Source organism: Euzebyales bacterium (genome assembly GCA_036374135.1).
Taxonomy (GTDB): domain Bacteria; phylum Actinomycetota; class Nitriliruptoria; order Euzebyales; family JAHELV01; genus JAHELV01.
Genome location: DASUUK010000066.1, coordinates 40,116 through 62,866 on the forward strand (window position 1 = coordinate 40,116; position 22,751 = coordinate 62,866).

The window sequence follows — 22,751 nt, forward strand, 5'->3', positions numbered from 1 at the left end:
GGCCACCATGAGGAGCTGCAATGCCGCAGGGCACGATCAAGGACTTCAACATCGAGACCGGCGCGGGCACACTGGTCGATGACCACAGCGAGGAACTGGCGTTCGACAGCCAGGCGTTCCTCGACAGTGGCCTGGAGGAGCTGCGGCTGGGCCAGCGCGTGCGCTTCCGCCGCGACGACGACCGGGTCACCGATCTGCAGGTCGTCAGCCTGTGACGCCCGATGACCGCGGGTCGGGGCGGGCGCTGCGCGCCACCAGCTGGATCAGCGGCACCCTGGCCCTCGGATCCGCGCTCCTGGCGGTAGGCCACGCCGGCGTGCGCATCCCCGTCGTGTCCGGGCTGGGACCCGGCGGTTCGCGCGCGGTCGTTCCGGTCGCGATCGCGTTCACGGCGGCGGCCTGCCTGCACGGCGCCGTGGCGTACGGCGTCGCACGCCGGCGCACGTGGGCGTGGCCGCTGGGTGTCCTCGCGGCAGGCGTCACGCTGCTCGGCGCCGCGGTGCCGTTCCGCGGGGCCGGCAGCATCGCCGGCATCGCGCTCTCAGGACTCCAGCTGGGGCTGCTGCTCAGCGGGGGCGTCCGCTCGGCCCTGCTCCCTTCGCGCTCGGACGCGTCGCGCATCTCGTCCTGAATCGTCGACCGGGACGCATTCGACAACCGCCCGCGGGTGACCATCCATCGTTGTCCACAGCCCGCGTGGCGCAGGTTCGATTCGGCGCACTCCGCCCCGCTACGGTGATCGAACACACATTCGACAGCGGGGTTTGGGGTGCCGCGACGATCCTGCACGGTGGACGGCTGCGACAGGCGGCACTACGCCCGCGGTCTATGTGGCATGCACTACAAGCGTGTCCTTCGACACGGCGATCCCAGAGCCGACGTTCCCGCACAGGGCACCGAACCGCCGACCACCTGCGCTGTCCCCACCTGCGAGCATCCCGTCGAGGCTCGTGGCTGGTGTCACGGCCACTATCTGCGCTGGCACCGCACCGGCGACGTGCAACCCGACAAGCCGCTGACACGACGCACGCAACCCGAGACGTGCACGGTCGACGCGTGCGGGCGCCGTTGCCACTCCCGCGGCCTGTGCAAGGCCCACCACAAGAGACTCCAGGCGACCGGGTCGGTGCAGGCCGACGTCCCGATCCGCTCGGTGACCGGGGAGGGATCCATCAGCCATGGTTGCCGGAAGGTTCCGGTGACGCCTTCGGAGCGTCCATTGACGGACGGAGCCACACAGGCCCTCGAGCACCGGCTCGTCATGGCACGGGCCCTGGGCAGACCGCTCCACCCTGATGAGACTGTCCACCACCGCAACGGTGTGCGGACCGACAACCGCATCGAGAACCTTGAGCTCTGGTCGACGGCCCACCCCAGGGGTCAGCGCATCGCCGACAAGATCGCGTTCGCGACAACAATGCTGAGCCGCTATCGGCCTGATCTGCTCACGGCACATGAAGACGCAACAAGCGGTCAACTGCGAGATACAGAGAGTAGCCCCGACCGGATTTGAACCGGCGCCGCTGCCTTGAGAGGGCAGTGTCCTAGGCCGCTAGACGACGGGGCCTCGTGCCTCCCGAATGCTACTGCATGCGTGCTGGAAGCACTCGCTCGGGGGGAAGGACTCGAACCCTCAACGACTGGACCAGAACCAGCTGTGTTGCCAATTACACCACCCCCGAAGGGCGGACCCGACGATAGCAGCGGTGGGATGCGCCAACAACACGCCTCAGGCGTCGCCAGGTGCGGCAACCAGTGGCCTGGCGGCGCGGATGCGGTCGATGACGACGTCGCGGTCCATGACCGCCAGCGTCTCGGGCAACGGCGGGCTGACGGCGGTCCCGGCGACGGCGACGCGCACGGGCTGGAAGGTCTTGCCACGACCGAGGCCGAGCTCGGCGGCGACCCCGTCCAGAGCGGCCATGATGTCGCCGGTCGTCCATGCGTCGAGCTTCTCGAGCGCGGGGACGGCGGTGTCGAGCACCTCCCCCGCGCGACCCTTGAGGTGCTTGCGCACGGCGGCGTCGTCGTAGGCCACCTCGTCGGCGAAGCAGAACCCGATCAGCGGCACGGCCTCGGCCAGCATCTGGATGCGCTCCTGGATGAGTGGCGTCAGCGCGACCAGCAGCGCACGCTCGCGCTCGGTCGGCCGACCGTCCAGCACCCCCGCCGCTTCGAGGTACGGCACGAGCCGGTCGGCGAGATCGTCGACGGGCAGGTCGCGGATGCGGTCACCGTTCATCGACCGCAGCTTGTCGGTGTCGAATGCCGCGGGGTTCCGCCCGACCCGGTCGAACGAGAATCGCGCGATCAGTTCGTCGATCGTGAAGCGCTCCGTGACGCCGTCATAGCTCCACCCGCAGAGCGCGAGGAAGTTGACCAGGGTCTCCGGGAGCACACCCTGCGCCCGGAACTCGTCGATCGCGACGGAGCCGTGCCGCTTGGAAAGCGGCTTGCGGTCGTCAGCGACCATCAGCGGCAGGTGTGCATAGCGGGGCTGCTCCGGTTCCGGCGCTCCCGCCAGCCCCACCTCGTCGAGTGCCGCGGCGAGCAGTGGACGACCGTCGTCTCCGGGCGCGAGCAGTCGCTCGATCAGCAGCACCTGGCGCGGTGTCGTCGACAGCAGGTCCTCACCACGGGCGATCAGGGTGATGCCCATCGCGAGGTCGTCGACGGTGTTGGCGAGCACGTAGGTCGCCGTGCCATCGGCACGCTGGATGACGAAGTCGGCGACGTCCGACCATGCGAACGACACGGTGCCCCGCACCTCGTCGCTGATCTCGACGCTGCCGGTGTCGGGCGTGCGCAGCCGCAGCACGGGCTGACGACCCTGCGCCCGGAACGCCTCCCGCTGGGCGTCGGTGAGGTCGCGGTGCCCACCCTCGTAACCCGGAGGGCGACCGGCGGCCTGCGCCGCCTCACGCTGGGCCGCCAGCTCCTCCGCCGTCTCGAACGCCTCGTAGGCTGCTCCCGTTGCCAGGAGGCGCCGCGCGACGTCACGGTACAGCGCCTGCCGTTCGCTCTGCCGGTACGGTCCGTACGCACCGCCGACGTGTGGGCCCTCGTCCCAGTCAAGACCGAGGAAGGCCAGCGCGTCGAGCATCTGGTGCATCGACTCGTCGGTCGCGCGCTGGGCGTCGGTGTCCTCGACACGGAACACGAAGGACCCCCCGTGCCGGCGAGCGTGCAACCAGTTGTACAGGGCCGTGCGCGCGCTGCCGACGTGCAGCCAACCGCTCGGGGCCGGGCAGAAGCGGACCCGTGGTGGACGTGCGGGCGGTGCCATCGCGACTCTCTCCTTCGCCGTGATCGGCGTCATGCCGGCCCTACGACCGTCACACGACCGCGACGGGCCGTCGCGGTCGCACAGCACCGCACGATAGCTCGCCGCACCGGTGTCGTGGTCGCGACGCCACAGCAGCGGGGTGCCGGGTCGACCACCCGCGCGTTGGCGCCGCGCAGACGCAGGGTGCCGCATGCGGGATGCGGTGGCTCACCTTGCGGGGTCTGCGCGGCGGGACGCAGGGGCGTTACCGTCAGCGGCAGCGTGCTCGTGCAGGCGGACCGCCGTGGCGTACGCGTCCTCCATGGCCACCCAGGACGCCTCGATCACGTTCGACGAGACGCCGACGGTGTCCCACTCCTGCGCGCCGTCGGTCGACCGGATCAACACCCGCGTGGTCGCACCGGTGCCGGCGTTGGCGTCGAGGATGCGCACCTTGTAGTCGCGCAGGTGCATGTCCCCGATCGCGCCCAGGCGACCCGCGAGCGCTGCGCGGAACGCATGGTCGAGTGCGTCGACGGGGCCGTTGCCCTCGCCGGTGCCGATGAAGCGGTCGTCGCCGACCCAGACCTTGACGGTCGCCTCGGCCACCGTCGTGCCGTCCTCGCGACGTTCCACGATGGTGCGGTAGCTCTCGAGACGGAAGTACTCGCGCGCCAGACCGGTCTCGGTCCGCACGAGCAGCTCGAACGACGCGTCGGCCGCCTCGAAGCTGTAGCCGATGTGCTCCAGTTCCTTGACGCGTTCCAGAATGCGGTCCGCGGCCGTGCGGTCGAACTCGAGGTCCAGGCCGAGCTCGCGCCCCTTCAGCACCACCGTCGACCGGCCCGCCAGCTCGCTGACGAGCAGCCGCAGCGAGTTGCCCACCGAGGCCGGCTCGACGTGCTGGTACAGGTCGGCGCGGCGCGCGACCGCCGACACGTGCAGGCCGGCCTTGTGCGCGAACGCCGCGTGCCCGACGTAGGGCGCGTGCGGATCCGGAGTGAGGTTCATGATCTCGGCGACCTCGTGCGCGACGTGGGTGAGCCGCGCCAGGTCCGCGTCGCCGACGACATCCAGACCGAGCTTGAGCTTGAGGTTGGGGATCAGCGACATCAGGTTCGCGTTGCCGCAGCGTTCGCCGATGCCGTTGACGGTGCCCTGGACGTGCGTGGCACCGGCCTGCAGACCCACCACCGAGTTGGCGACGGCACAGTCGGCGTCGTTGTGCACGTGCACGCCGACGTCGACCCGTCCGCCGAGATCGTCGACGACGGTCGAGACGACGTCGCGGACCTGGGCCGGCAGGGCGCCGCCGTTGGTGTCGCACAGCACGACGCAGTCGGCGCCGGCGTCGGCGGCCGCGTGCAGCACGGACAGCGCGTACGCGGGGTCGCGTCGGTACCCGTCGAAGAAGTGCTCGGCGTCGAACAGCACGCGCCGGCCCTCGCCGCGCAGCAACGCGATCGAGCTGGCCACCATGTCGACGTTCTCGTCACCCGTCGTGCGCAGGGCGGCGTCGACGTGCAGCATGTCCGACTTGCCGACCAGGCAGATGACCGACGTGTCCGCACCCAGCAGCGCCTCGAGCGTCGGGTCGCCGGCGGCGTCCGCGTTGGGTCGGCGCGTCATCCCGAACGCGGTCAGCACCGCGCGGGACAGCGCCAGCTCGCCCGACGCGGCGCGCTTGAAGAACTCGGTGTCCTTGGGATTCGCGCCCGGCCAGCCGCCTTCGATGAACGCGACACCCAACGTGTCGAGGATCCGTGCGACGCGCAGCTTGTCGTCGACGGTCAGCGAGATGCCCTCCTGCTGGGTCCCGTCGCGCAGCGTGGTGTCGTACAGCTCCGGCACGAGCCCGCGTCGTGCGGGGGACTGCTCGGATGTCTCGGTCACGGCATGGCCTTTCGTTGCGGCGTGGCCGCTGCCAAGGCCGTCGGAGCACGGTGGTGCGGGCCCCGAGCGGCCCGGCACCAGCCGGTCCTGCTCAGGACCTGCGGATGATGATCACGCCGAAGTGGCCGGCACCCGGGAGCCGGCGCGCACAGGTCGACGCGTGGTCGCGCATGGCTGCGAGTGTGCCGGACCCGTCAGGTGGACGCAACCGCGGGGTCATCGACACCACGTCAGGTCGCACTCGACGCGACCGCCTGGGCGATCCGGTCCCCGATCTCCTTCGTCGAGTAGCCCATGCGGTCCCCAGCCATCGACCCCAGCTGCGGAAGGATCGCCGCGACCGCGTCACCCACGGCCGCGGCCGCCTTGTCGTGACCGAGGTGCTCCAGGCACAGCGCGACCGACAGCACGGCCGCGACCGGGTTGGCCTGTCCCGTGCCGGCGATGTCCGGCGCCGAGCCGTGCACGGGCTCGAACATGCTGGGTGCGGCACCGGTCGGGTTGAGGTTGCCACTGGCCGCCAGGCCCATGCCACCCTGCACCGCGGCGCCCAGGTCGGTGATGATGTCGCCGAACAGGTTGTCGGTGACCACCACGTCGAAGCGGCCCGGATCGGTGACCAGATACAGGCACGCAGCATCGACGTGGGTGTAGCCGACGGTCACGTCGGGGTGGTCGGCCGCCACCTCGTCCACGGTCCGCTGCCAGAGATCACCCGCGTGCGTGAGCACGTTGGTCTTGTGGCACAGCGTCAGCTCACCACGCCGACGCCGGGCCAACTCGAAGGCGAACCGGGCGACACGCTCGACACCGTGTCGGGTGTTGATCGACTCCTGCGTCGCGACCTCGGCGGGCGTCCCGCGGTACAGCGTGCCACCGGCGCCGGTGTACGCGCCCTCGGTGTTCTCGCGCACGACCACCAGGTCGCACTGCTCGGGCGTCAGCCCGGCGACAGGCGACTCGACGCCCGGAAGCAACCGCACGGGACGCAGGTTGACGTACTGGTCGAAGGCGAACCGCAGGCGCAGCAGCAGTCCCCGCTCGAGTACCCCGGGCGGCACGTCCGGTGTGCCGACCGCCCCGAGCAGGATGGCATCGTGTTCCGCCAGTTCCTCGAGGATGCTGTCGGGCAGGACGTCGCCGGTCCGCAGGTAGCGCTGGCCGCCGAGGTCGTAGGTGGTGGTGTCCACCGAGAAGCCGTACCGGGTCGCGGCGACGCGCAGTGACTTCAACGCCTCGTTGGTCACCTCCGGCCCGACGCCGTCACCCGCGATGACAGCGATCTGCAGATCGGTTGAGGCAGCGGGCGTCGCGCTGTCCGTCGTGTCGGTGGCCATGGCCGTCCCCTTGGTGATCGATGTGCGGACCGAGCCTGCCACACGCCGGCCCCCGGGCGCACCGGGCGGTGCGCGCACTGCACGACGCATCGGACGATGTACGACATGCGAGCGCGGACCGTGCGGATCTGGCACGATACGCGGCGGGTGCCGTGGCCGACGGCACCGCATTGCGGAGGTGACCGCCAGCCATGGCATCCAGGCTGCACGGAGCGCACGTGACGCTGCGTCCGGCCACGGACACCGATGCAGAGCCGTTGACGCACATCCTCTCGCTGCCGGAGGTCACCCGGTGGTGGCCGCGGTACGACCACGCCCGGGTGCGCGACGTGCTGGTCGAGAGCACCGAGATGACGGTCTACGTGATCGCGCTGGAGAGCCGGGTCATCGGGTCGGTGCAGTACGTGGAGGAACCGGCGCGCGACTACCGGCACGCGAGCCTCGACCTGTTCCTCGACCCCGAGGAGCAGGGCAAGGGCCTGGCGACCGACGCCGTGCGTACGCTCGTGCGTCACCTGATCTACGACCGCGGCCACCACCGGGTGGCCGTGTATCCGGCGGTCGACAACGAACCGGCGATCCGCACGTTCTCCCGCGTGGGGTTCAGGTCCGTCGGTGTGATGCGGCAGTACGAGCGCGCCCTGGACGGCACCTGGCAGGACTGCCTGCTGATGGACCTGCTCGAAGAGGACATCTAGCGGGCCGGCGAGCGCGGACGGCAGCCGCGACGGTGCAGGTCAGACACCCATCAGCCGGCGACGTCCGCGGCGAGGAACCGGTCGAGCACCTCTCGGTCGCGGTCGTACGTCAGCAGCGCCCGGGCCAGGTCGGGCACCATCCACCGCAGTTCGTCGACCTCGTCGTTCGGCTGGAAGCGGCCGTCGACCGCCTGCATCGCCCAGTAGATGACGGTCTTGGGACGGCCGTTGTGGAAATAGTGGACCTCACCCAGCCCGACGCCGACCTCGGCGCGCCAGCCCGTCTCCTCGTGGACCTCGCGTACCGCGGCCTGCTCGTGGGTCTCGCCGGGGTCGAGCTTGCCCTTGGGCAGCGTCCAGTCGTCGTACTTGGGCCGGTGGATGACGGCGCAGCGTCGGGCGTCGTCGTCGGCACGCCACAACACACCGCCCGCGGCCTGGATGGCGCTCGAGCCCGACGGCATCGTCAATCCGATCGGCGCCGTCAGGCGGCCGTGTCGGACAGCGCACGACCCCGGGAGGGGTGGCGCAGCTTCGACAACGCCCGTGCTTCGAGCTGCCGGATGCGCTCGCGCGTCAGGCCGAAGTAGCGGCCGACGTCGTCGAGCGTGCGCGCCTCACCGTCCAGCAGGCCGAACCGCAGCTCGAGGATGATGCGCTCGCGTTCGGGGAGTCCCGCGACCACGTCGAGCAGCTCACGGCGGGCCATGCCCTTGGCCGCGACCTCCATCGGGTCGTCGGCGTTGCGGTCCTCGATGAAGTCGCCGAGCTCGGCGTCACCGTCCTCGCCCACCGGCGTCTCGAGCGAGGTCGGCGTGCGAGCATAGGTGAGCAGTTCCTCGACCGTCTCGACGTCCTCGCCGAGCTCCTCGGCGAGCTCCTCGATCGCGGGTTCGCGACCCAGGCTCTCCGCGAGATCGCGCTGCATCGACAGCGCGCGCCGCACACGCTCCATCATGTGGACCGGCAGTCGGATCGTGCGTCCCTTGTCGGCGACGCCGCGGCCGACGGCCTGACGGATCCACCAGGTCGCATAGGTCGAGAACTTGTAGCCGCGGCGGTAGTCGAACTTCTCGACCGCCCGGAGCAGGCCGAGGTTGCCCTCCTGGATGAGGTCGAGCAGTGGCAGGCCCTGACCCTGGTAGCGCTTCGCCACCGAGACGACCAGGCGAAGGTTTGCCTGCACGAGCCGCTCCTTGGCGCGCTCGCCGTCGCGCAGGACCTGACGCAGCTGGACGAGCCTGGTCCTGACGAGATCCTGGGTCGTCGATATCAGGCGGTGGGCCTCGAGACCGGCCTCGTACCGCTTGGCGAGGTCGACCTCCTCCTCAGCGGTCAGCAGCGCGGTCCGCGCCATCTCGCGCAGGTACAACTGCACGTGATCGTGGAGCGGCATCTCCTCAACGATCTGTGGCACCGTCGCCGTCACCCTTCGTTCGACCGACCATCACCTGCGCGTGCCCCGGCAGACGGAGCCAGCTTCCACTGGTCCGCCGGACTGCTACGAACATCCGGTACGACCTGGCGTGCGCACGCACGTGCCTGGTAGCCAAGATACGACGAACCGAGCCGCGTGACGTGCACCCGTGGCACCAGGCGCGTTGCACATGGTGCGCGGCCACGTCCGTGCTCGCAACTGAGCGTCTCGCCATGCTGACGTTGACAGATACCCGGACATACCATTCCGTACCCATCCCCGGGCTCGGGGGTGCGTGCTCCACATCGACGGACGTGTGCACCGGAAGACGTGGGTACAGACGACGAGTAGGTACGATCAGTCGCGGCCATGGCGTCGCACGATGGATGAGTGGGAGATGACGGATACCGACAACAGCGGCCAGCCGCCCCCGGGCTCGCGGTACACCTTCGGCGCCAAGCCGACGGTCGGCGCGGCAACTGCGTTCAAGGCGGTCGCCCAGGACACCTCTGAACTGGTGCGCGCGGAGATCGACCTGGCCAAGGCCGAGCTGACCCACGGCCTGAAGGCCAACGGCATCGGGCTGGGTATGGGCATCGGCGCCGCGGTGCTGATGTGGCTGGCGGTCCAGGGCCTGCTGATCTTCTTCGGTTTCCTGCTGGCGCTGTGGGTGCCGGGGTGGGCTGCGGCGCTGATCGTGACCGTGGTGCTGCTCGTGATCGCCGCGATCCTCGGGCTGATGGCGCGCAGCAAGCTGGGCACCCCGGTGTCGGTCGATCAGGCGAAGACGAACGTGCAGGAGGACGTGGCGTGGCTCAAGACACACCTGCCAGGACGGTGAACGCGGCCGACGGGCTGCTCCCCCAGCACGAAGCGGTCCGTGCCGCCCGCGAGCGCCTGGGGCGCGACCTCGACGTGTTCAATGACGAGATCCGTGCAGAGATGGGACGGGCGATGGAGAAGACGGTCTGGAAGATCGCTGCGACGGGGGCCGCGGTGCTGGCCAGCATCGCGGTGCGCAACCTGCTGATGGCGCTGTGGCGTGGCGTGGTCAAGACCGAGCCACCCAACAACCCGGCGGATCCGGCCACGGGCTGGGGGGAGGCGGTCGCGTGGACCGCGGCCACCGGCCTGGTCATCGGCGTCGCGCGCATGGTGGCCAGCCGGGGTGCGGCCGCCGGCTGGCGCCGTGCGACCGGCACCCTGCCGCCGGGCCTCCAGGACGTCGCCTGAGCCGGACCGGTCCTCGCCGGCTCTCAGGTCCCGTCGGCGAACTCGTCGGGATCCTCGGACAGCAACATCCGTGCGCGTTCGGCTCCGGCGACGACCGCCGGACCGAGCAGGGCGACGACGTCCGCAGGCCCGGACCAGCCCGGCGGGTCTCCGAGCATGCGCAGCGGACCTGCGACCGTGCCGGGCTGCCGGACGACCGGCAGCGGCACCTCACTGGAATGCACGCTGCCCTGTGACCAGCGCGCGACATCCAGTTCGGCGATCGGGATCCCCCGTCGCTCACCTCTGCCGCGCCGGTCGCGGATGTCGGCGAGCAGCTGCTCGCGGCTGCGCCCCCGCAGGCGCGTCACCAGATACGGGTCGGTGTCGAGCTGATCGTGGACGGCCAGCCACACCGCCAGCTGATGGATGCACGGAACCGCTCGGTCACCGCAGGTGCAGTGCAACGACCACTCGTCGGCGTTCGGCGTCAGCGACAGCCCGAGCTCGGTCAACGCGACGTCGAACTGATCGGGCAGCTGGCCGGCGAGCAGACGCGCGTGGTGCCGCGCCTGGCGCGCCAGGAGGTCACTGACGGTGCGCCACTGCTCGTCGGTCCACACCGGCACGGCCAGCTCCACCAGATGGGGGCGGGCATGCGTGCCCTGCACGCGGGCCTCGACACGGCCCGGCGTCGTCCGCAGTGACATGACGCGGCCGGCGGAGCAGAGCCGTTCGGCCTCCCGCAGCCGGAGCGCCTGGCCGGGATCGTCGATCGCCAGGCCGATCGATGTCAGCCACCGGTCGCCGCTCACGGGGCACCCGCGCTCGGTGTTCCGGCGTCGGCCGTCACCATCTCGCGTGCGGCGCCGGTGCCGTCGCTGAGCTCCACCAGTTCGAGGAGCGCGTCGGGCTCGAGCTCGGTGATCCACGTCTCACCCGAACCGACGACCGCCGAGGCCATCTCCCGCTTCGACGCCAGCAGGGCGTCGATGCGCTCCTCGAGCGTGCCGACGGCCATCAGCCGGTGGATCAGGACGCGGTCGGTCTGTCCGATGCGGTGCGCGCGGTCCGATGCCTGGTCCTCGACCGCCGGGTTCCACCACCGATCGTAGTGGATGACCTGCGTGGCCGCGGTCAGGTTCATCCCGGTCCCCCCCGCGCGCAGGCTCGCGACGAGCACCGGCGGGGCGGGCTGGTCGGTCTGTCCCTGGAACAGGTCCACGACGTTCTGACGAACTGACGCCGACAGCCCACCGTGCAGGATGGGGATCGCGGTGGCGAGCGCGCTCGACAGGTCGTCGACCAGGATCCGTGCCATCCCGACGAACTGGGTGAACACGAGCACCCGTTCGCCCGCCTGCGTGGCCTCCGCGATCAGCTGCCGCGTGACGGCCAGCTTGCCGGACCGTCCGACGGTGGGGGTCCCTCCGGCGCCGAGCGCCGGATGGTCGCAGATCTGCTTGAGCCGGGTCAGCAGCGCCAGCACGGCACCGCGGTAGGCCATGCCGCTGCGGCCAAGGATGCCCTCCCTGCGGAACTCGTCGATGGTCGCCGCGTAGCGCCGGCGCTGCTCGTCGCTCATCGCGCACGCGACGGTGCGTTCGATGCGTGGAGGGAGGTCCGGCGCCACCCGCGGATCCGACTTGGTACGCCGCAGCACGAAGGGCGCGATCAGCCGGCGCAGCTGCGCCCGGACGCGATGGTCGCCGCGGCGCTCGACGGGCCGGGCGAACCGGCGGTCGAACGTCGACCTCGCGCCGAGCAGGCCGGGGTTGGTGAGATCGAGCACCGACCACAGCTCGCGCAGACGGTTTTCGACCGGCGTCCCGGTCAGCGCCACGCAGTGCACCGACCGCAGCCGGCGGACCGCCCGGGCACCCAGCGTCTCGGGGTTCTTGACCTGCTGCGCCTCGTCGAGTGCGGTCACCTGCCAGTCGACGGACGCGAGCATGTCGATGTCGCGGCGCAACGTCCCGTAGGACGTGACCACGACGCCGGTGGGGTCGAGCACGCGATCGACGCGTTCAGGGCCATGATGGCGGTAGACGGTCAGCCCTGGCGCGAAGCGCGCGATCTCCCGCTCCCAGTTGGTCACGACCGACGTCGGGCAGACGACCAGGTGCGGTCCCTGGGGCCGATCGAGCAGGTGGGCGATCAGCATGACCGTCTTGCCGAGCCCCATGTCGTCGGCCAGCACCGCACCGAGGCCCAGCTCACGCATCATCCGCAGCCAGTCGACCGCGTCGCGCTGGTAGCCGCGCAGCTCGCCGCGGAAGCCGGACGGCACGGGCACCCGCCGCTCGCCGACGCCACCCCGCCGCAACCGGTCGACCACCGGTGCGAGCGGTCCGATCGCGACCACCCGCGTCTCGTCGGAGACACCGGCAACCGCACGGCTGGCACCGACGCCGGCGACGGCGAGCCCGATGGCTTCGATGAGCGGGATCCTGGTGTCGGCGCCAGCACGCTCGCGCCACTGCGCACGCACCGCCGGCGTGATCCGGACCCACCGTCCGCTCCAGTGGACGAGCGGCACATCCGGCGCCAGCAGGTCCGCGACGACCTCCGCACCGACGACCTCGTCGTCAATGGTCGCGAGCCAGCGCGCCTGCACGGTGCCGTCACGCGGCCCAGTGCCGTCGTGATCCCCGAGCTGCAGGCGCGGGCGGAGCTCCGCGACGGTCTCGGGAAGCACGATGCGGTACCCGGCATCGCCGAGCACGGGCGCGGTCTCGTCGATGAACCGCCAGGCGTCGGTGCTGTCGAGCCTGGCCGCCTGCGGCTGGCGCTCGTCAAGCGCGCGCTCGACGGGTTCGCAGACCCGCGCCGCGCGCGCCAGCGCCGCCAGCAGGTCCTCGATGTGCTCGGGATGCGCGTCGGCGTCACGCCACACCTGCGCGGCCGGGAGGTCCGTACCGTCGCGGCCCCGCAGCCCGAACCGCAGTGACCAGGCATCCGCGGGATCCGCGGGAGGCGCGAGCACGAGCTCTGGTACGTGATCGGTACGCGGCCGCTCGTAGGGCCTGATCCACTCGCGCACGCCCGCCAGGATCTCGCCGCGCTCGGCGCCGAGCGGCACGACGGCGTTGCGGGGATCCGTGCCGGCCTCCTGCCACCGCGCCGTCCACGGCAGCAGACGCGCCCGTGGCCGGGATCGGCCATCGTCGGCGGGCACCGACGGACGCACGAGCGCGTCGGCGACGGCGTCGACGAAGGTGCGCAGCAACGCCCAGGGATCCCACACCTCGCCGTCCTGCCACGGCAGCGCATGTCCCGCCGGCGGGAGCGCATCGGCCAGCGCCGCGAGCGCGTCGGTGGCCATGCTCCCGCTCGGCAGCAGCGCCTGCCAGTTGGCGACGACGTCGTCTCCGACTCCCGTCAGGACCGGCGCGAGCTGATGCTCGGCGATCAGTCCGACCGCGAGGCGGGCGGTCCGGGCATACGTGTCAACCGTCGCCCATCCGGTGCCGCCGAGCTCGAGCATGCCAGGCAGCGCGTCGCTCACTCTCGACGCGGCGACGGGATGGTCCGAGCGGGCGACCCGGTCGCCGCCGGGCATGTACAGCGATGCGGTGGACGGCTCCGCGACGATGCCGAGCTCGGCCACCTGCGCGACGGGCGCACGCCCGGACCGCGGGTGGTACCACAGGAGACGACCGTCCGACGGCAGCCCAGGGCACGGCGAGAACACGAGATCCAACAGCGCGTGCGCCTTTCGTCGCGACGGAACCCCCCACGCTACCGGTGTGGGTCGGTCCGCTCCGGACCACGTCGCAGGTGGACGACCAACTGCCGGACGGCAGCTGCTGGTATCTGATCGCCGCTGCGCTGAGCCAACAGGTCCTCGAGCGCCGCGATCAGCATCGCACGCTCGGGATCGACGGCAGGCGCGTCGACCTCGGCGAACAGCGCCGGCTGTTCGACGGTCGCGGGCGAGGCGGCGTAGTCCTCCGGTGTACGACCGACCAGCGTCGCGGCCCACCACACCAGCCCCCGATCCCAAGAGGCACCCGGCGGACGACGTGGCGGCACGCGGCCCCGGAACGCCACCTCGGCGACCACCCCGTGGACGGCATCTCGCACGAGCGGGTCGTCGACGTAGCTGCGGCGCACGGCGTCGACGAAGCCCGCCCGCGACGGCTGTCCCGTCAGCACGTCGGCGAGTCGCTCGACGACGGGCCGCGACCGTTGCAGCCACGCCCACGCATGGGCCGGTGCGTCGCGGACGGGTCCGGCGCTCGGCACGGGCTCAGCAGCCAACCAGCACTCCAGGGGTCAGGCATCGTCGGACGGTCGCGACCCCGGTCGGCCGCGGGTCGTCGCGCGCCTGAGATCGTGGTGTGGCGACATCCGTCGTGGCCGTGACCGCGGCCGGTGACCCCGCACGCGGTGTCAGCGTGACGGCCACGCGCTCGGAAATCAAGGACCTGCCCGCGCGGCGGGGTACCGGGACGCGTGCACGTTCGTCGCACCAGCGTTGCTCGCCGCGTGTCACGATGCGGTGGTGACGCCGTTGAACGCCCCGCGCGGGCGCCCCGCCGCGTGCCTGAGCGCGACGTCGAGCGGGCGGTCGCCGGCGATGGCCACCCCGTCCAGGTCCAACCAGTCGGCGAGCAGGTGCAGTTCGTCGAGCAGCGGGCCGGCGACGTCGGCGACGTCCACCCCTGGTTCGACGAAGGCGCCGGGTATCCGCAGGACCCCTGTCCGGCGGTCCGCCTTCACGTCGACGCGGGCGACGAGCGCGTCGCCGAGCAGGAACGGCATGACGAAGTAGCCGTACCGCCGCTGCGGCGCGGGCACGTAGAACTCCAGCCGGTAGTGGAAGCCGAACACCCGCTCCGCCCGGTCGCGGTACCACACGAGCGGGTCGAACGGCGTCAGCAGGGCCGCGGCGCGGATGCGTCGTGGCAGCCGCGCGCCTGACGCGCGGAACGCGGCACGATCCCAGCCCTCGACGGTCACCGGCTCGAGGAGGCCGTCACGGACCAGACCGTCCAGCGCCGGACGCGTCTCGGCCACACCGAGGCGGTAGTAGTCGGCCAGGTCGTCGGCAGTGGCGACGCCCAGCGCCTCGGCCGCCGCCAGCAGCAGTTCCCGGTGGGCCGCATCGCGGTCGGGCGTGGGCTGCGCCCGGATCCGGTCGGGGATGACCCGCTCGGCGAGGTCGTACGTCCGCATCTGTCCGCGACGCTCCGCGATCGCGACCTCACCCCAGGCGAAGAGCGCCTCGAGTGCGGCTTTGCCGGGCGACCAGCCCCACCAGGGCCCGGTCCGCTCCCCCGGCTCGGACAGGTCACCCACGCTCAACGGGCCGCGGGCCGAGACCTCGTCGCGGACCCGCGCGATGTAGCCGGGGCGCTCTGCCTCCAGCCGGGCCGCCTTCCGGCTGGACCAGTGACCCCTGCGCGGGCCGAGGGTGGGCCAGCGCTCGACCCGCACGAGGCTCGCCTCGTGCGCCCAGGCCTCGAACAGCTCACGGCGACGGTAGGCCGTCTCGTCCAGCAGGTGCCGCGGGTACGGCCCGAGGCGTGAGAACAGGGGGAGGTACTGCGAGCGCTCGACGGTCTGCACCGCGTCGATCTGCAGCAGATCGAGGTGCCGCAGCACCCGGCGCACGTGGCGGATGTCGATGCGTCCACCCGGCCGCGGCCGGTCGAAGCCCTGCGCCGCCAATGCGATCCGGCGGACCTGGTCGGCTCGCAGCACACGCATGGCACGGCACTGTAGCCGACGCTGCGCCCGTGTACGTCAGATCGCCGTGACCGGCATGAACGACGGTCGACGCGCCTCGAACGTGGCGATCTGCTGTTCGCGCCGCAACGTCAGCGCGATGGGATCCAGACCCTCGACGAGCAGCCGCTTGGTATGCGCGTCGACCTCGAAGTGATCGGTGCCCAGTCCGGTCACGACGACCTGCTCCGGCAGGTCGATGCGGACCGTGGCCGCCGGCTCGTCGGTCGCGAGCGCGATCAGCTCCCTGCAGCGGTCCACGGGCAGCGCGACGGTCAGCAGACCGATCTGGTCACAGTTGCTGCGGAAGATGTCGGCGAACGAGGGAGCGATGACCGCGTCGAAGCCGTACTGCTGCAGCCCCCACGGTGCGTGCTCCCGTGACGAGCCCGAACCGAAGTTCGGCCCGGTGACGAGCACGTTCGCCCCGGCGTACCGCTCGTCGTTGAGCACGAAGTCGGGGTCGCGGCGCCAGTCGTGGAACACGAACTCGCCGAAGCCCGTCCGCTCGATCCGCTTGAGGAACTGCTTGGGCATGATCTGGTCGGTGTCGACGTCGGCCCGGTCGAGCGGGAGCATCGTCCCGGTGATCGTGGTGACCGGTTGCATCAGGCGGCTCCGTTCATGTGATGGCGGTCCCCGCCCCGGCCGCTGTCGCCCAACTCGCGGACGTCGACGAAGTGGCCGTGGATGGCGGCGGCGGCGGCCATCGCCGGCGACACCAGGTGGGTCCGCCCGCCGCGGCCCTGCCGGCCTTCGAAGTTGCGGTTGGAGGTCGACGCGCACCGTTCACCGGGTGCCAGGATGTCGGGGTTCATGCCCAGGCACATCGAGCAGCCGGGCTCGCGCCACTCGAACCCGGCCTCGGTGAAGATGTCGGCCAGCCCTTCGGCCTCGGCCTGCAGCTTCACCGGGTACGACCCCGGAACGACCATCGCGCGGACGCCACCGGCGACCTTCTGTCCGTCGACGACCCGGGCCGCCGCACGCAGGTCCTCGATGCGTGCGTTCGTGCACGACCCCAGGAACACGCGGTCCGGCTGGATGTCGGTGATCGCCTCCCCACCGCGCAGGCCCATGTAGTCCAGCGCACGCCGGGTCTGATCCGCGTCGGCCGTCTCCTCGGGGGTGGGGACGTGGCCGTCGACCGTGACGCTCATCGCCGGTGTCGTGCCCCACGTGACCGTGGGCGCGATCGTCGTCGCGTCGAAGTGCTCGACCCGGTCGAACGTCGCATCGGGATCGGTCGGCAGGGACCGCCAGTGCTCCAGAGCGGCGTCCCAGTCATCGCCCCGGGGCGCGTGCGGCCGGCCCTTCAGGTACACGAACGTGGTCTCGTCGGGTGCGACGAGACCCGCACGAGCGCCCCCCTCGATCGACATGTTGCAGATGGTCATCCGGCCTTCCATCGACAGGCCGGCGATCGTGCTGCCCCGGTACTCGATGACGTGGCCGACCCCGCCGTCGACGCCGATGCGGCCGATGATCGACAGGATCACGTCCTTGGCCGTGACGCCGAACGGCAGCTCACCATCGACCTCGACCGCCATCTGCCTGGGCCGTGCCTGCATGAGCGTCTGGGTCGCCAGCACGTGCTCGACCTCACTGGTGCCGATGCCGAACGCCAACGCACCGAACGCCCCGTGGGTTGCCGTGTGGCTGTCACCGCACACGATCGTCATGCCAGGTTGGGTGACCCCGAGCTCGGGCCCGATCATGTGCACGATGCCCTGCCGCCGGGAGTGCAGATCGAACAGACGGATCCCGAACTCGTCACAGTTGCGCCGCAGTGCCTCGATCTGCGCGGCGGACAGCTCGTCGGCGACGGGCTGGGAACGGTCGGTCGTGGGGACGTTGTGGTCCATCGTCGCCAGCGTCAGCTCCGGGCGCCGCACGGGGCGGTCGGCCAGCCGCAGGCCCTCGAAGGCCTGCGGGCTGGTGACCTCGTGGACGAGGTGGAGGTCGACGTAGAGCAGCGCCGGACCGTCGTCGTCGGCGACGACGTGGGCGTCGACGATCTTGTCGACCAGCGTCCTCGGGGTGTCCGGCATCGCCGCGCCCGTCACTGGCGCCAGCGCGCGCTGGCGAGCATGCGCTGCGCCAGGTCACCACCGACCAGCACACCGGTGTCCGGCGTGCTCGCCGGCAGCACGTCGCCGGGGTCGGGGGCGGGTGTGGTCTCGATGGTCTCGGCGGTGGTGGTCATGGCGATGGTCCTCACGATCGTTGCCGGTGGTGCGGGTACGTCAGGTCGGTGCTGCTGTCAGGCGCCGGCGCCGCGCGCGCCGTGGTGGCCGCGCGCGGCGCCCGGTGCGGACTAGGGCGTGTCGGTCACGGTCCGCGCACGGTGGCGCAGGCGTACCGACTTGTTCATGGCCGACAGGAACGCGCGTGCACTGGCCTCGACGATGTCCGTGGACACGCCGCGGCCACTGATGCGCCTGCCGTCGACCTCGACCTGCACGGTCACGTCACCGAGGGCGTCGATCCCCCCGGTGACAGCGGCGACGTTGAAGGTGACCAACTTCGCCTCGATCCCAACTGCGCGGCGGATCGCGCCGCAGGCAGCATCGACCATGCCGTCTCCCATCGCCGACTCGTCGATCGTGACGTCGTCGGCGGTCCTGCGGACACGGACCGTGGCGGTTGGTGCCGTCGCGGTGCCGCCGGAGACCTGCAGGGACTCCAGTACGAACCCATCGTCTGCGCTGGCTGACACCTCGTCGGCGACGATCGCCTCGAGGTCGACGTCGGTCAGCTCGACCTTGCGGTCGGCCAGCTCCTTGAAGCGGGTGAACGCGCGCGCCAGCTCGCCGTCGTCCAGCTCGTAGCCGAGTTCGGCGAGCTGGGTGGCGAACGCGTGGCGGCCCGAGTGCTTGCCCAGGACGATCTGGGCGCCGGTCAGGCCGATGTCCTCCGCGCGCATGATCTCGTACGTCAGGCGGTCCTGCAGCACCCCGTGCTGGTGGATGCCCGACTCGTGCGCGAACGCGTTGCGACCGACGACGGCCTTGTTGAACTGCACGGGGTAGCCGGTCAGCGCGGTGACCAGCCGGGAGGTGCGCGCGATCTCCCGCGTCACGACCTGCGTCGACCGGTCGAGCAGGTCGGAGCGGGTCGCCAGTGCCATGACGACCTCCTCCATCGAGCAGTTGCCCGCGCGCTCGCCGATGCCGTTGACGGCGACCTCGATCTGCCGCGCACCGTTGCGCACGGCCTCGATCGAGTTCGCCACGGCCAGACCCAGATCGTTGTGGCAGTGCACGCTGACCATGACGTCGTCGCCCACCCGGCGGACGATCTCGGCGATCAGCACACCGAAGTCGTGCGGCAGGGCGTAGCCGACCGTGTCGGGGATGTTCACGGTCGTCGCGCCGTTCGCCACGGCCGTGTCGACGACCCTTCTCAGGAAGTCGTGGTCGGTGCGCGTCGCGTCCTGCGGTGAGAACTCGACGTCGTCGGTGTAGCTGCGTGCGTGCCGGACGGACTCGGCGGTCGACGCGAGGATGTCGTCCTCCGAGGCTCGCAGCATCGCGCGTCGATGGATCTCCGACGTGGACAGGAAGACGTGGATGCGGGAGCGGGCCGCGCCCTTGAGCGCGGCGGCCGCGCGGTCGATGTCGCCGCGCGCGCACCGCGCCAGCGCGCCGATGACCGGCGCGTCCGGTTCGGTACCCACGTCCTCGGCGATCGCCTTGACCGCGTCGAAGTCGCCATGCGACGTGATCGGGAACCCGGCCTCGATCGTGTCGACGTGCAGGCGGCACAGCTGTTCGGCGATCTCGAGCTTCTCCTTGACGCCCAACGAGATGCCGGGCGCCTGTTCACCGTCGCGCAGGGTCGTGTCGAAGATCTGTACGGCGTTGGGGGCCATGGGGGGTCTCCTCATTCATGTGTGCCTACCGCTTCGCTACATGAGGCACGTGACGTGTGCCTACCGCTTCGCTACATGAGGCACGTGACGTGTGCGGCGGGTATGAGACCCGGACGTTGCACTCCGCGGGGGGTTGGGTGAGGGTCCGCCCCGCGGCGTCAAAGAATGAGGAGGCCGAGAAGGCCCGCGAGCAGCAGCTCGAAGATCGCGCCGGACGGGCGCGCTACGAGGTCGAGCTGGGAGATCTGCACGGCCACTACTACTACGCCGTCACGACGCCGGTGTCAACTCACCGCGACGAACGGCCCGGGATCCGACCGCACGTGGCGCTCGGCCACCAGGTGACGCACGATGTGCGCTCAACCGCGCCGGGCGGCCGCGAGCGCCTCGCGCACGGCCTCCTCCGGGGCGTCGACGTGGACGATGCCGTCATCGGGCAGCCGCCAGGTGTCCAGACCGACCACCGGGACGTCGAGCTTGCGGGCGAACGCCAGCTCCGACAACGTGCCGAAGCCGCCGCCGACGGCGATGACCGCGCTCCCCGCGCGCACGACCAGCACGTTGCGCGCCTCCCCCAGGCCGGTCGGCAGCGCGAGGTCGACCCACGGGTTCGCCTCCCGCGCGGTCGTGCCCGGCAGGATGCCGACCGTGCGCCCACCAGCCGCCCTTGCGCCGCGGCACGCCGCCGCCATGACACCCCCCAGGCCACCGCACACCACGACGACGCCGGCTTGCGCCAGGCGCGAGCCGACCTCCTCGGCGGTGGCATCGGTTGCAGGTTCGGAGCGGCCGGCGCCGATCACCGCGACGGTCAGGTCCATGGGGCGGACGATACACAGCGCATGGCGCCTGATGACCTTGGGTACCGTCGGCCTGACTGATCGAGAGCCCACTTGTACAGCGAAGTACGCCGGGAGGCATGTGCGTGCACATCGAGATCTCGTTGGCGCTGCCGCGTGACCGTGAGAGCGTCTCGGCGGTCCGGCGCATCGTCGCCAGTGCGATGGCCGAGGTCGGCGTCGAACGCTCGTGCGCGGCTGACGTCGAACTGGCGCTGACCGAGGGGTGCGCCAACGTCGTACGCCACGCGACTTCGACCGATCGCTACCGCGTGACGTTCGAGCTCAACCGCGAGGCGGCACGTGTCACGATCGCTGACAGCGGCAACGGGTTCCAGGTCAACGGGCGACAGCGCATGGCGGGCGCGCTCGCCGAGGGTGGCCGGGGGCTGGCGCTGATGCGCATGCTCATGGACGAGGCCGACTTCCGCGTCCAGGAGGGCGCAGGCACCGAGGTCCTGCTGATCAAGCAGATCGTGCTGGACGAGACATCGCTGCTGCGGGATGCGCCGTTGGTCGAGCCGAGCACGTCCGGCGGCAACCAGGACGGGCGCGGGTGACGACGCGACACGGCAACGACATGACCTTGTGACAGCAGACACGGTCGGCGTGACCTAAGCTGCACTTCCACTATGGAACTGATGCTGCGGTGCGCGCTGCCGGACCGTCCGGGAGCGCTGGCGAAGCTCGCGAGCGCCATCTCGGCGGTCGGCGGCGACATCCACGCCGTCGACGTCGTCGAGCACGCGGATGGACGCGCACTCGACGATCTCGAGATCATCCTCGACGGCGACCGCATTCCGACGCTTCTCGACAGGCTGTCGTCGCTCGATGGGGTCAGCGTGATCCACGCGGGACCGTCGCGCGGGCAGCCCGGTGACGCCGTCACGCGTCTGTCGATCGGCATCGAGTCGCTGCTCGACGGCAGCGCCGAGGCGAGGCGCGGCGTCACGACGTTGATCGGCGGCATGTTGCGCGCCAGGGTCGCCGAACTGCGGGACCCGGCGCACGCACCGGTGACCGAGGACCCGCGCACGCTCGTGCTCGACGCCGGTGACGAGGTGCTCGTGCTGCGGCGCGACTACCGGTTCACCGAGACGGAACGGGGCCGGGCCGCCGCGCTGCTGCGGTTGGCACGCCGCGCGGTTGCCGCCGACGACGGCGACGTCAGCCGCTCGCTGCGCTGACGGCGTCGATCAACACCCGACCGCCCTCGGCGATCTCATCGGGTGTGATGGTGAGGGGCGGCGCGACGCGGAGCACGTTGCCGTACAGCCCGCCCTTGCCGACCAGCAGACCGGCGCGGCGGCAGTGTTCGAGCGCGGCGGTCGCCATCGCGGGTCGGGGCCTGCCGTCGGCGTCGGCCAGCTCGATCCCCAGCATCAACCCCTTGCCGCGGATGTCCGCGACGCCCGGCACACCGTCGAACCCGTCGACGAGCTCGGCGCGCAGCTGGGCGCCGGTCTTGTGCGCCTGGCTCTGCAGATCGTTCGCCACCAGGTACCGCAGGTTGGCCAGGCCGCCCGCCGTCGCCAGCGGGTTGCCGCCGAACGTCGAGATCGAGTTCGCCGCCACACCGTCCATCAACGCGGCCGGAGCGACGACGCCTGCCAGCGCCAACCCGTTGCCGATGCCCTTGGCGAACGTCACGACGTCGGGGACGACGCCGTGCGCCTCGAACCCCCAGAAGTGCTCCCCCGTGCGGCCCCAGCCCGTCTGTACCTCGTCGCTGATGAACAGGATGCCGCGGTCGGCGAGCACCTCGGCGAGCGCCCCGTAGAAGCCGTCCGGTGGATGCGCGAACCCGCCGACGCCCTGGATCGGTTCGGCGATCAGGCACGCCACGTCGCCGGCCGTCGTGGTGTCGAGCACATCGATCAGATCGGCCACACCGGTGGCGATGTACTCGTCGTCGGAGAGGTCGCGCCAGGGGCTGCGGTAGCGATACGCCCCCTGGACGTAGCTGGTCTGCACCGGCGACAGGCTCGAGGCCGACCAGCCGCGGTTGCCGGTGATGGCCATCGCGGCGAACGACCGGCCGTGGTAGCTGTTGCGCATCGCCAGGATCTGGTTGCTGTGTCGCGCGGTGCAGGCCAGCAGCAGCGCCGCCTCGTTGGCTTCGGTTCCCGACGTCGTGAAGAACACCTTCGCGTCGTCGATCGGCACCAACGCCGCGATCTCCTCGGCGAGCTCGATCTGCGACTCGATCAGGTACAGCGTCGACGAGTGCATGATGCGGCCCGCCTGCACGCGAACGGCCTCGACGACCTCGGGCAGCGCGTGCGCGGTCATCGTCGTGAGGATGCCGCCGAAGAAGTCGAGGTAACGGGTGCCCTCGGCGTCCCACACGTGGCGCCCCTCGCCGCGTTCCAGCGCGATCGGCTCCTCGTAGTACAGCGCCAACCACGATGGAAGGACAGCCTGGTGGCGGGCGTGCAGCTCGGCGTGGGTCATCGGGTCCTCCTCACCACGGGTGAAACCCT

Annotated in this window: 23 protein-coding genes and 2 tRNA genes; 8 read left to right on the forward strand and 17 right to left on the reverse strand. The window is 71.1% G+C overall.

All coding sequences use genetic code 11. From position 1 onward, the window contains the following. The first annotated feature begins 20 nt into the window (after nt 1-20). The 3 genes from VFZ70_10650 (at nt 21) to VFZ70_10660 (ending at nt 1,513) form a co-directional block, all read left to right on the forward strand. Nucleotides 21-215, forward strand: coding sequence for a hypothetical protein (locus tag VFZ70_10650; protein ID HEX6256255.1), 195 nt, complete (start codon nt 21-23; stop codon nt 213-215). Then, a complete protein-coding gene (locus tag VFZ70_10655) occupies nt 212-631 on the forward strand; it encodes a hypothetical protein (protein HEX6256256.1) in 420 nt (139 codons plus the stop codon). Before VFZ70_10650 ends, VFZ70_10655 begins: the two co-directional genes overlap by 4 nt. 204 nt (nt 632-835) lie before the next feature. Then, the gene (locus VFZ70_10660) at nt 836-1,513 is read left to right on the forward strand and encodes an HNH endonuclease (protein ID HEX6256257.1); all 678 of its coding nucleotides are present in this window, start codon (nt 836-838) and stop codon (nt 1,511-1,513) included. On the opposite strand, the gene VFZ70_10665 is transcribed toward VFZ70_10660, so the two are convergent. The 5 genes from VFZ70_10665 to VFZ70_10685 all read right to left on the reverse strand — a co-directional run bounded on the left by VFZ70_10665 (nt 1,495) and on the right by VFZ70_10685 (nt 6,495). Further along, a tRNA-Glu gene (locus VFZ70_10665) sits at nt 1,495-1,567 on the reverse strand. The two genes, VFZ70_10660 and VFZ70_10665, sit on opposite strands and share 19 nt — an antisense overlap. Before the next feature lie 43 nt (nt 1,568-1,610). Then, nucleotides 1,611-1,682, reverse strand: a tRNA-Gln gene (locus VFZ70_10670). Between the two features lie 47 nt (nt 1,683-1,729). Beyond that, nucleotides 1,730-3,286: a glutamate--tRNA ligase family protein gene (locus tag VFZ70_10675; protein ID HEX6256258.1), complete on the reverse strand. Its 1,557-nt coding sequence runs from the start codon at nt 3,284-3,286 to the stop codon at nt 1,730-1,732. Between the two features lie 207 nt (nt 3,287-3,493). Beyond that, nucleotides 3,494-5,158, reverse strand: coding sequence for a citramalate synthase (gene cimA, locus VFZ70_10680; protein ID HEX6256259.1), 1,665 nt, complete (start codon nt 5,156-5,158; stop codon nt 3,494-3,496). A gap of 230 nt (nt 5,159-5,388) precedes the next feature. After that, the gene (locus VFZ70_10685) at nt 5,389-6,495 is read right to left on the reverse strand and encodes a 3-isopropylmalate dehydrogenase (protein HEX6256260.1); all 1,107 of its coding nucleotides are present in this window, start codon (nt 6,493-6,495) and stop codon (nt 5,389-5,391) included. A gap of 191 nt (nt 6,496-6,686) precedes the next feature. On the opposite strand from VFZ70_10685, the gene VFZ70_10690 reads away from it, so the two are divergent. Beyond that, nucleotides 6,687-7,193: a GNAT family protein gene (locus tag VFZ70_10690; GenBank protein HEX6256261.1), complete on the forward strand. Its 507-nt coding sequence runs from the start codon at nt 6,687-6,689 to the stop codon at nt 7,191-7,193. A gap of 50 nt (nt 7,194-7,243) precedes the next feature. Here VFZ70_10690 and VFZ70_10695 read toward each other — a convergent pair whose 3' ends face one another. Both VFZ70_10695 and VFZ70_10700 read right to left on the reverse strand, forming a co-directional pair. Beyond that, nucleotides 7,244-7,657, reverse strand: a complete 414-nt coding sequence (locus tag VFZ70_10695; protein ID HEX6256262.1) for an NUDIX hydrolase — start codon at nt 7,655-7,657, stop codon at nt 7,244-7,246. A gap of 20 nt (nt 7,658-7,677) precedes the next feature. Further along, nucleotides 7,678-8,610, reverse strand: coding sequence for a sigma-70 family RNA polymerase sigma factor (locus tag VFZ70_10700; GenBank protein ID HEX6256263.1), 933 nt, complete (start codon nt 8,608-8,610; stop codon nt 7,678-7,680). A 382-nt stretch (nt 8,611-8,992) separates the two neighbouring features. Here VFZ70_10700 and VFZ70_10705 point away from each other — a divergent pair, with 382 nt between their 5' ends. Both VFZ70_10705 and VFZ70_10710 read left to right on the forward strand, forming a co-directional pair. Next, on the forward strand, nt 8,993-9,451 hold the full coding sequence (locus VFZ70_10705) for a phage holin family protein (protein HEX6256264.1): 459 nt from the start codon (nt 8,993-8,995) through the stop codon (nt 9,449-9,451). Continuing rightward, nucleotides 9,421-9,843, forward strand: coding sequence for a DUF4235 domain-containing protein (locus tag VFZ70_10710; GenBank protein ID HEX6256265.1), 423 nt, complete (start codon nt 9,421-9,423; stop codon nt 9,841-9,843). The genes VFZ70_10705 and VFZ70_10710 overlap by 31 nt, the downstream gene beginning before the upstream one ends. A 23-nt stretch (nt 9,844-9,866) precedes the next feature. Here VFZ70_10710 and VFZ70_10715 read toward each other — a convergent pair whose 3' ends face one another. The 9 genes from VFZ70_10715 to VFZ70_10755 form a co-directional block, all read right to left on the reverse strand. After that, nucleotides 9,867-10,637 (reverse strand): hypothetical protein, encoded by a 771-nt coding sequence (locus VFZ70_10715; GenBank protein HEX6256266.1) that lies wholly within the window; start codon nt 10,635-10,637, stop codon nt 9,867-9,869. After that, a complete protein-coding gene (locus VFZ70_10720; protein HEX6256267.1) occupies nt 10,634-13,516 on the reverse strand; it encodes an SNF2-related protein in 2,883 nt (960 codons plus the stop codon). The genes VFZ70_10715 and VFZ70_10720 overlap by 4 nt, the downstream gene beginning before the upstream one ends. A 47-nt stretch (nt 13,517-13,563) precedes the next feature. Beyond that, a complete protein-coding gene (locus VFZ70_10725; GenBank protein HEX6256268.1) occupies nt 13,564-14,085 on the reverse strand; it encodes a hypothetical protein in 522 nt (173 codons plus the stop codon). Nucleotides 14,086-14,316: 231 nt separating this feature from the next. After that, the gene (locus VFZ70_10730) at nt 14,317-15,537 is read right to left on the reverse strand and encodes a crosslink repair DNA glycosylase YcaQ family protein (protein ID HEX6256269.1); all 1,221 of its coding nucleotides are present in this window, start codon (nt 15,535-15,537) and stop codon (nt 14,317-14,319) included. Nucleotides 15,538-15,573: 36 nt separating this feature from the next. Beyond that, nucleotides 15,574-16,164 (reverse strand): 3-isopropylmalate dehydratase small subunit, encoded by a 591-nt coding sequence (gene leuD / locus VFZ70_10735; protein ID HEX6256270.1) that lies wholly within the window; start codon nt 16,162-16,164, stop codon nt 15,574-15,576. Then, entirely contained in the window at nt 16,164-17,606 is a 1,443-nt protein-coding gene (gene leuC / locus VFZ70_10740; protein ID HEX6256271.1) for a 3-isopropylmalate dehydratase large subunit, read from the reverse strand. Before leuC ends, leuD begins: the two co-directional genes overlap by 1 nt. 11 nt (nt 17,607-17,617) lie before the next feature. Further along, nucleotides 17,618-17,761 carry a hypothetical protein gene (locus VFZ70_10745; protein ID HEX6256272.1) on the reverse strand — a complete coding sequence of 48 codons (144 nt, stop codon included), beginning with the start codon at nt 17,759-17,761 and terminating at the stop codon, nt 17,618-17,620. Nucleotides 17,762-17,872: 111 nt separating this feature from the next. Further along, nucleotides 17,873-19,429: a 2-isopropylmalate synthase gene (locus VFZ70_10750; GenBank protein ID HEX6256273.1), complete on the reverse strand. Its 1,557-nt coding sequence runs from the start codon at nt 19,427-19,429 to the stop codon at nt 17,873-17,875. A gap of 359 nt (nt 19,430-19,788) precedes the next feature. Continuing rightward, on the reverse strand, nt 19,789-20,250 hold the full coding sequence (locus VFZ70_10755; protein ID HEX6256274.1) for a TIGR00725 family protein: 462 nt from the start codon (nt 20,248-20,250) through the stop codon (nt 19,789-19,791). A gap of 104 nt (nt 20,251-20,354) precedes the next feature. Between VFZ70_10755 and VFZ70_10760 the strand changes: the two genes are divergently transcribed. Beyond that, entirely contained in the window at nt 20,355-20,828 is a 474-nt protein-coding gene (locus VFZ70_10760; GenBank protein HEX6256275.1) for an ATP-binding protein, read from the forward strand. A 72-nt stretch (nt 20,829-20,900) separates the two neighbouring features. Beyond that, entirely contained in the window at nt 20,901-21,455 is a 555-nt protein-coding gene (locus VFZ70_10765) for an ACT domain-containing protein (protein ID HEX6256276.1), read from the forward strand. On the opposite strand, the gene VFZ70_10770 is transcribed toward VFZ70_10765, so the two are convergent. After that, nucleotides 21,436-22,722 carry an aspartate aminotransferase family protein gene (locus tag VFZ70_10770; GenBank protein ID HEX6256277.1) on the reverse strand — a complete coding sequence of 429 codons (1,287 nt, stop codon included), beginning with the start codon at nt 22,720-22,722 and terminating at the stop codon, nt 21,436-21,438. The two genes, VFZ70_10765 and VFZ70_10770, sit on opposite strands and share 20 nt — an antisense overlap. Between the last annotated feature and the right edge of the window lie 29 nt (nt 22,723-22,751).

What these genes read in the sequence shown, in the direction of transcription:
- VFZ70_10650 (HEX6256255.1), top strand. Translation starts at nt 21, where the DNA reads ATGCCGCAGGGCACGATCAAGGACTTCAACATCGAGACCGGCGCGGGC.
- VFZ70_10695 (HEX6256262.1), bottom strand. Translation starts at nt 7,657, where the DNA reads ATGCCGTCGGGCTCGAGCGCCATCCAGGCCGCGGGCGGTGTGTTGTGG.
- VFZ70_10730 (HEX6256269.1), bottom strand. Translation starts at nt 15,537, where the DNA reads ATGCGTGTGCTGCGAGCCGACCAGGTCCGCCGGATCGCATTGGCGGCG.
- leuC (HEX6256271.1), bottom strand. Translation starts at nt 17,606, where the DNA reads ATGCCGGACACCCCGAGGACGCTGGTCGACAAGATCGTCGACGCCCAC.
- VFZ70_10705 (HEX6256264.1), top strand. Translation starts at nt 8,993, where the DNA reads ATGGATGAGTGGGAGATGACGGATACCGACAACAGCGGCCAGCCGCCC.
- VFZ70_10660 (HEX6256257.1), top strand. Translation starts at nt 836, where the DNA reads ATGCACTACAAGCGTGTCCTTCGACACGGCGATCCCAGAGCCGACGTT.
- VFZ70_10755 (HEX6256274.1), bottom strand. Translation starts at nt 20,250, where the DNA reads ATGGACCTGACCGTCGCGGTGATCGGCGCCGGCCGCTCCGAACCTGCA.
- VFZ70_10765 (HEX6256276.1), top strand. Translation starts at nt 20,901, where the DNA reads ATGGAACTGATGCTGCGGTGCGCGCTGCCGGACCGTCCGGGAGCGCTG.
- VFZ70_10690 (HEX6256261.1), top strand. Translation starts at nt 6,687, where the DNA reads ATGGCATCCAGGCTGCACGGAGCGCACGTGACGCTGCGTCCGGCCACG.
- VFZ70_10745 (HEX6256272.1), bottom strand. Translation starts at nt 17,761, where the DNA reads ATGACCACCACCGCCGAGACCATCGAGACCACACCCGCCCCCGACCCC.
- VFZ70_10770 (HEX6256277.1), bottom strand. Translation starts at nt 22,722, where the DNA reads ATGACCCACGCCGAGCTGCACGCCCGCCACCAGGCTGTCCTTCCATCG.
- VFZ70_10685 (HEX6256260.1), bottom strand. Translation starts at nt 6,495, where the DNA reads ATGGCCACCGACACGACGGACAGCGCGACGCCCGCTGCCTCAACCGAT.
- VFZ70_10750 (HEX6256273.1), bottom strand. Translation starts at nt 19,429, where the DNA reads ATGGCCCCCAACGCCGTACAGATCTTCGACACGACCCTGCGCGACGGT.
- VFZ70_10675 (HEX6256258.1), bottom strand. Translation starts at nt 3,286, where the DNA reads ATGGCACCGCCCGCACGTCCACCACGGGTCCGCTTCTGCCCGGCCCCG.
- leuD (HEX6256270.1), bottom strand. Translation starts at nt 16,164, where the DNA reads ATGCAACCGGTCACCACGATCACCGGGACGATGCTCCCGCTCGACCGG.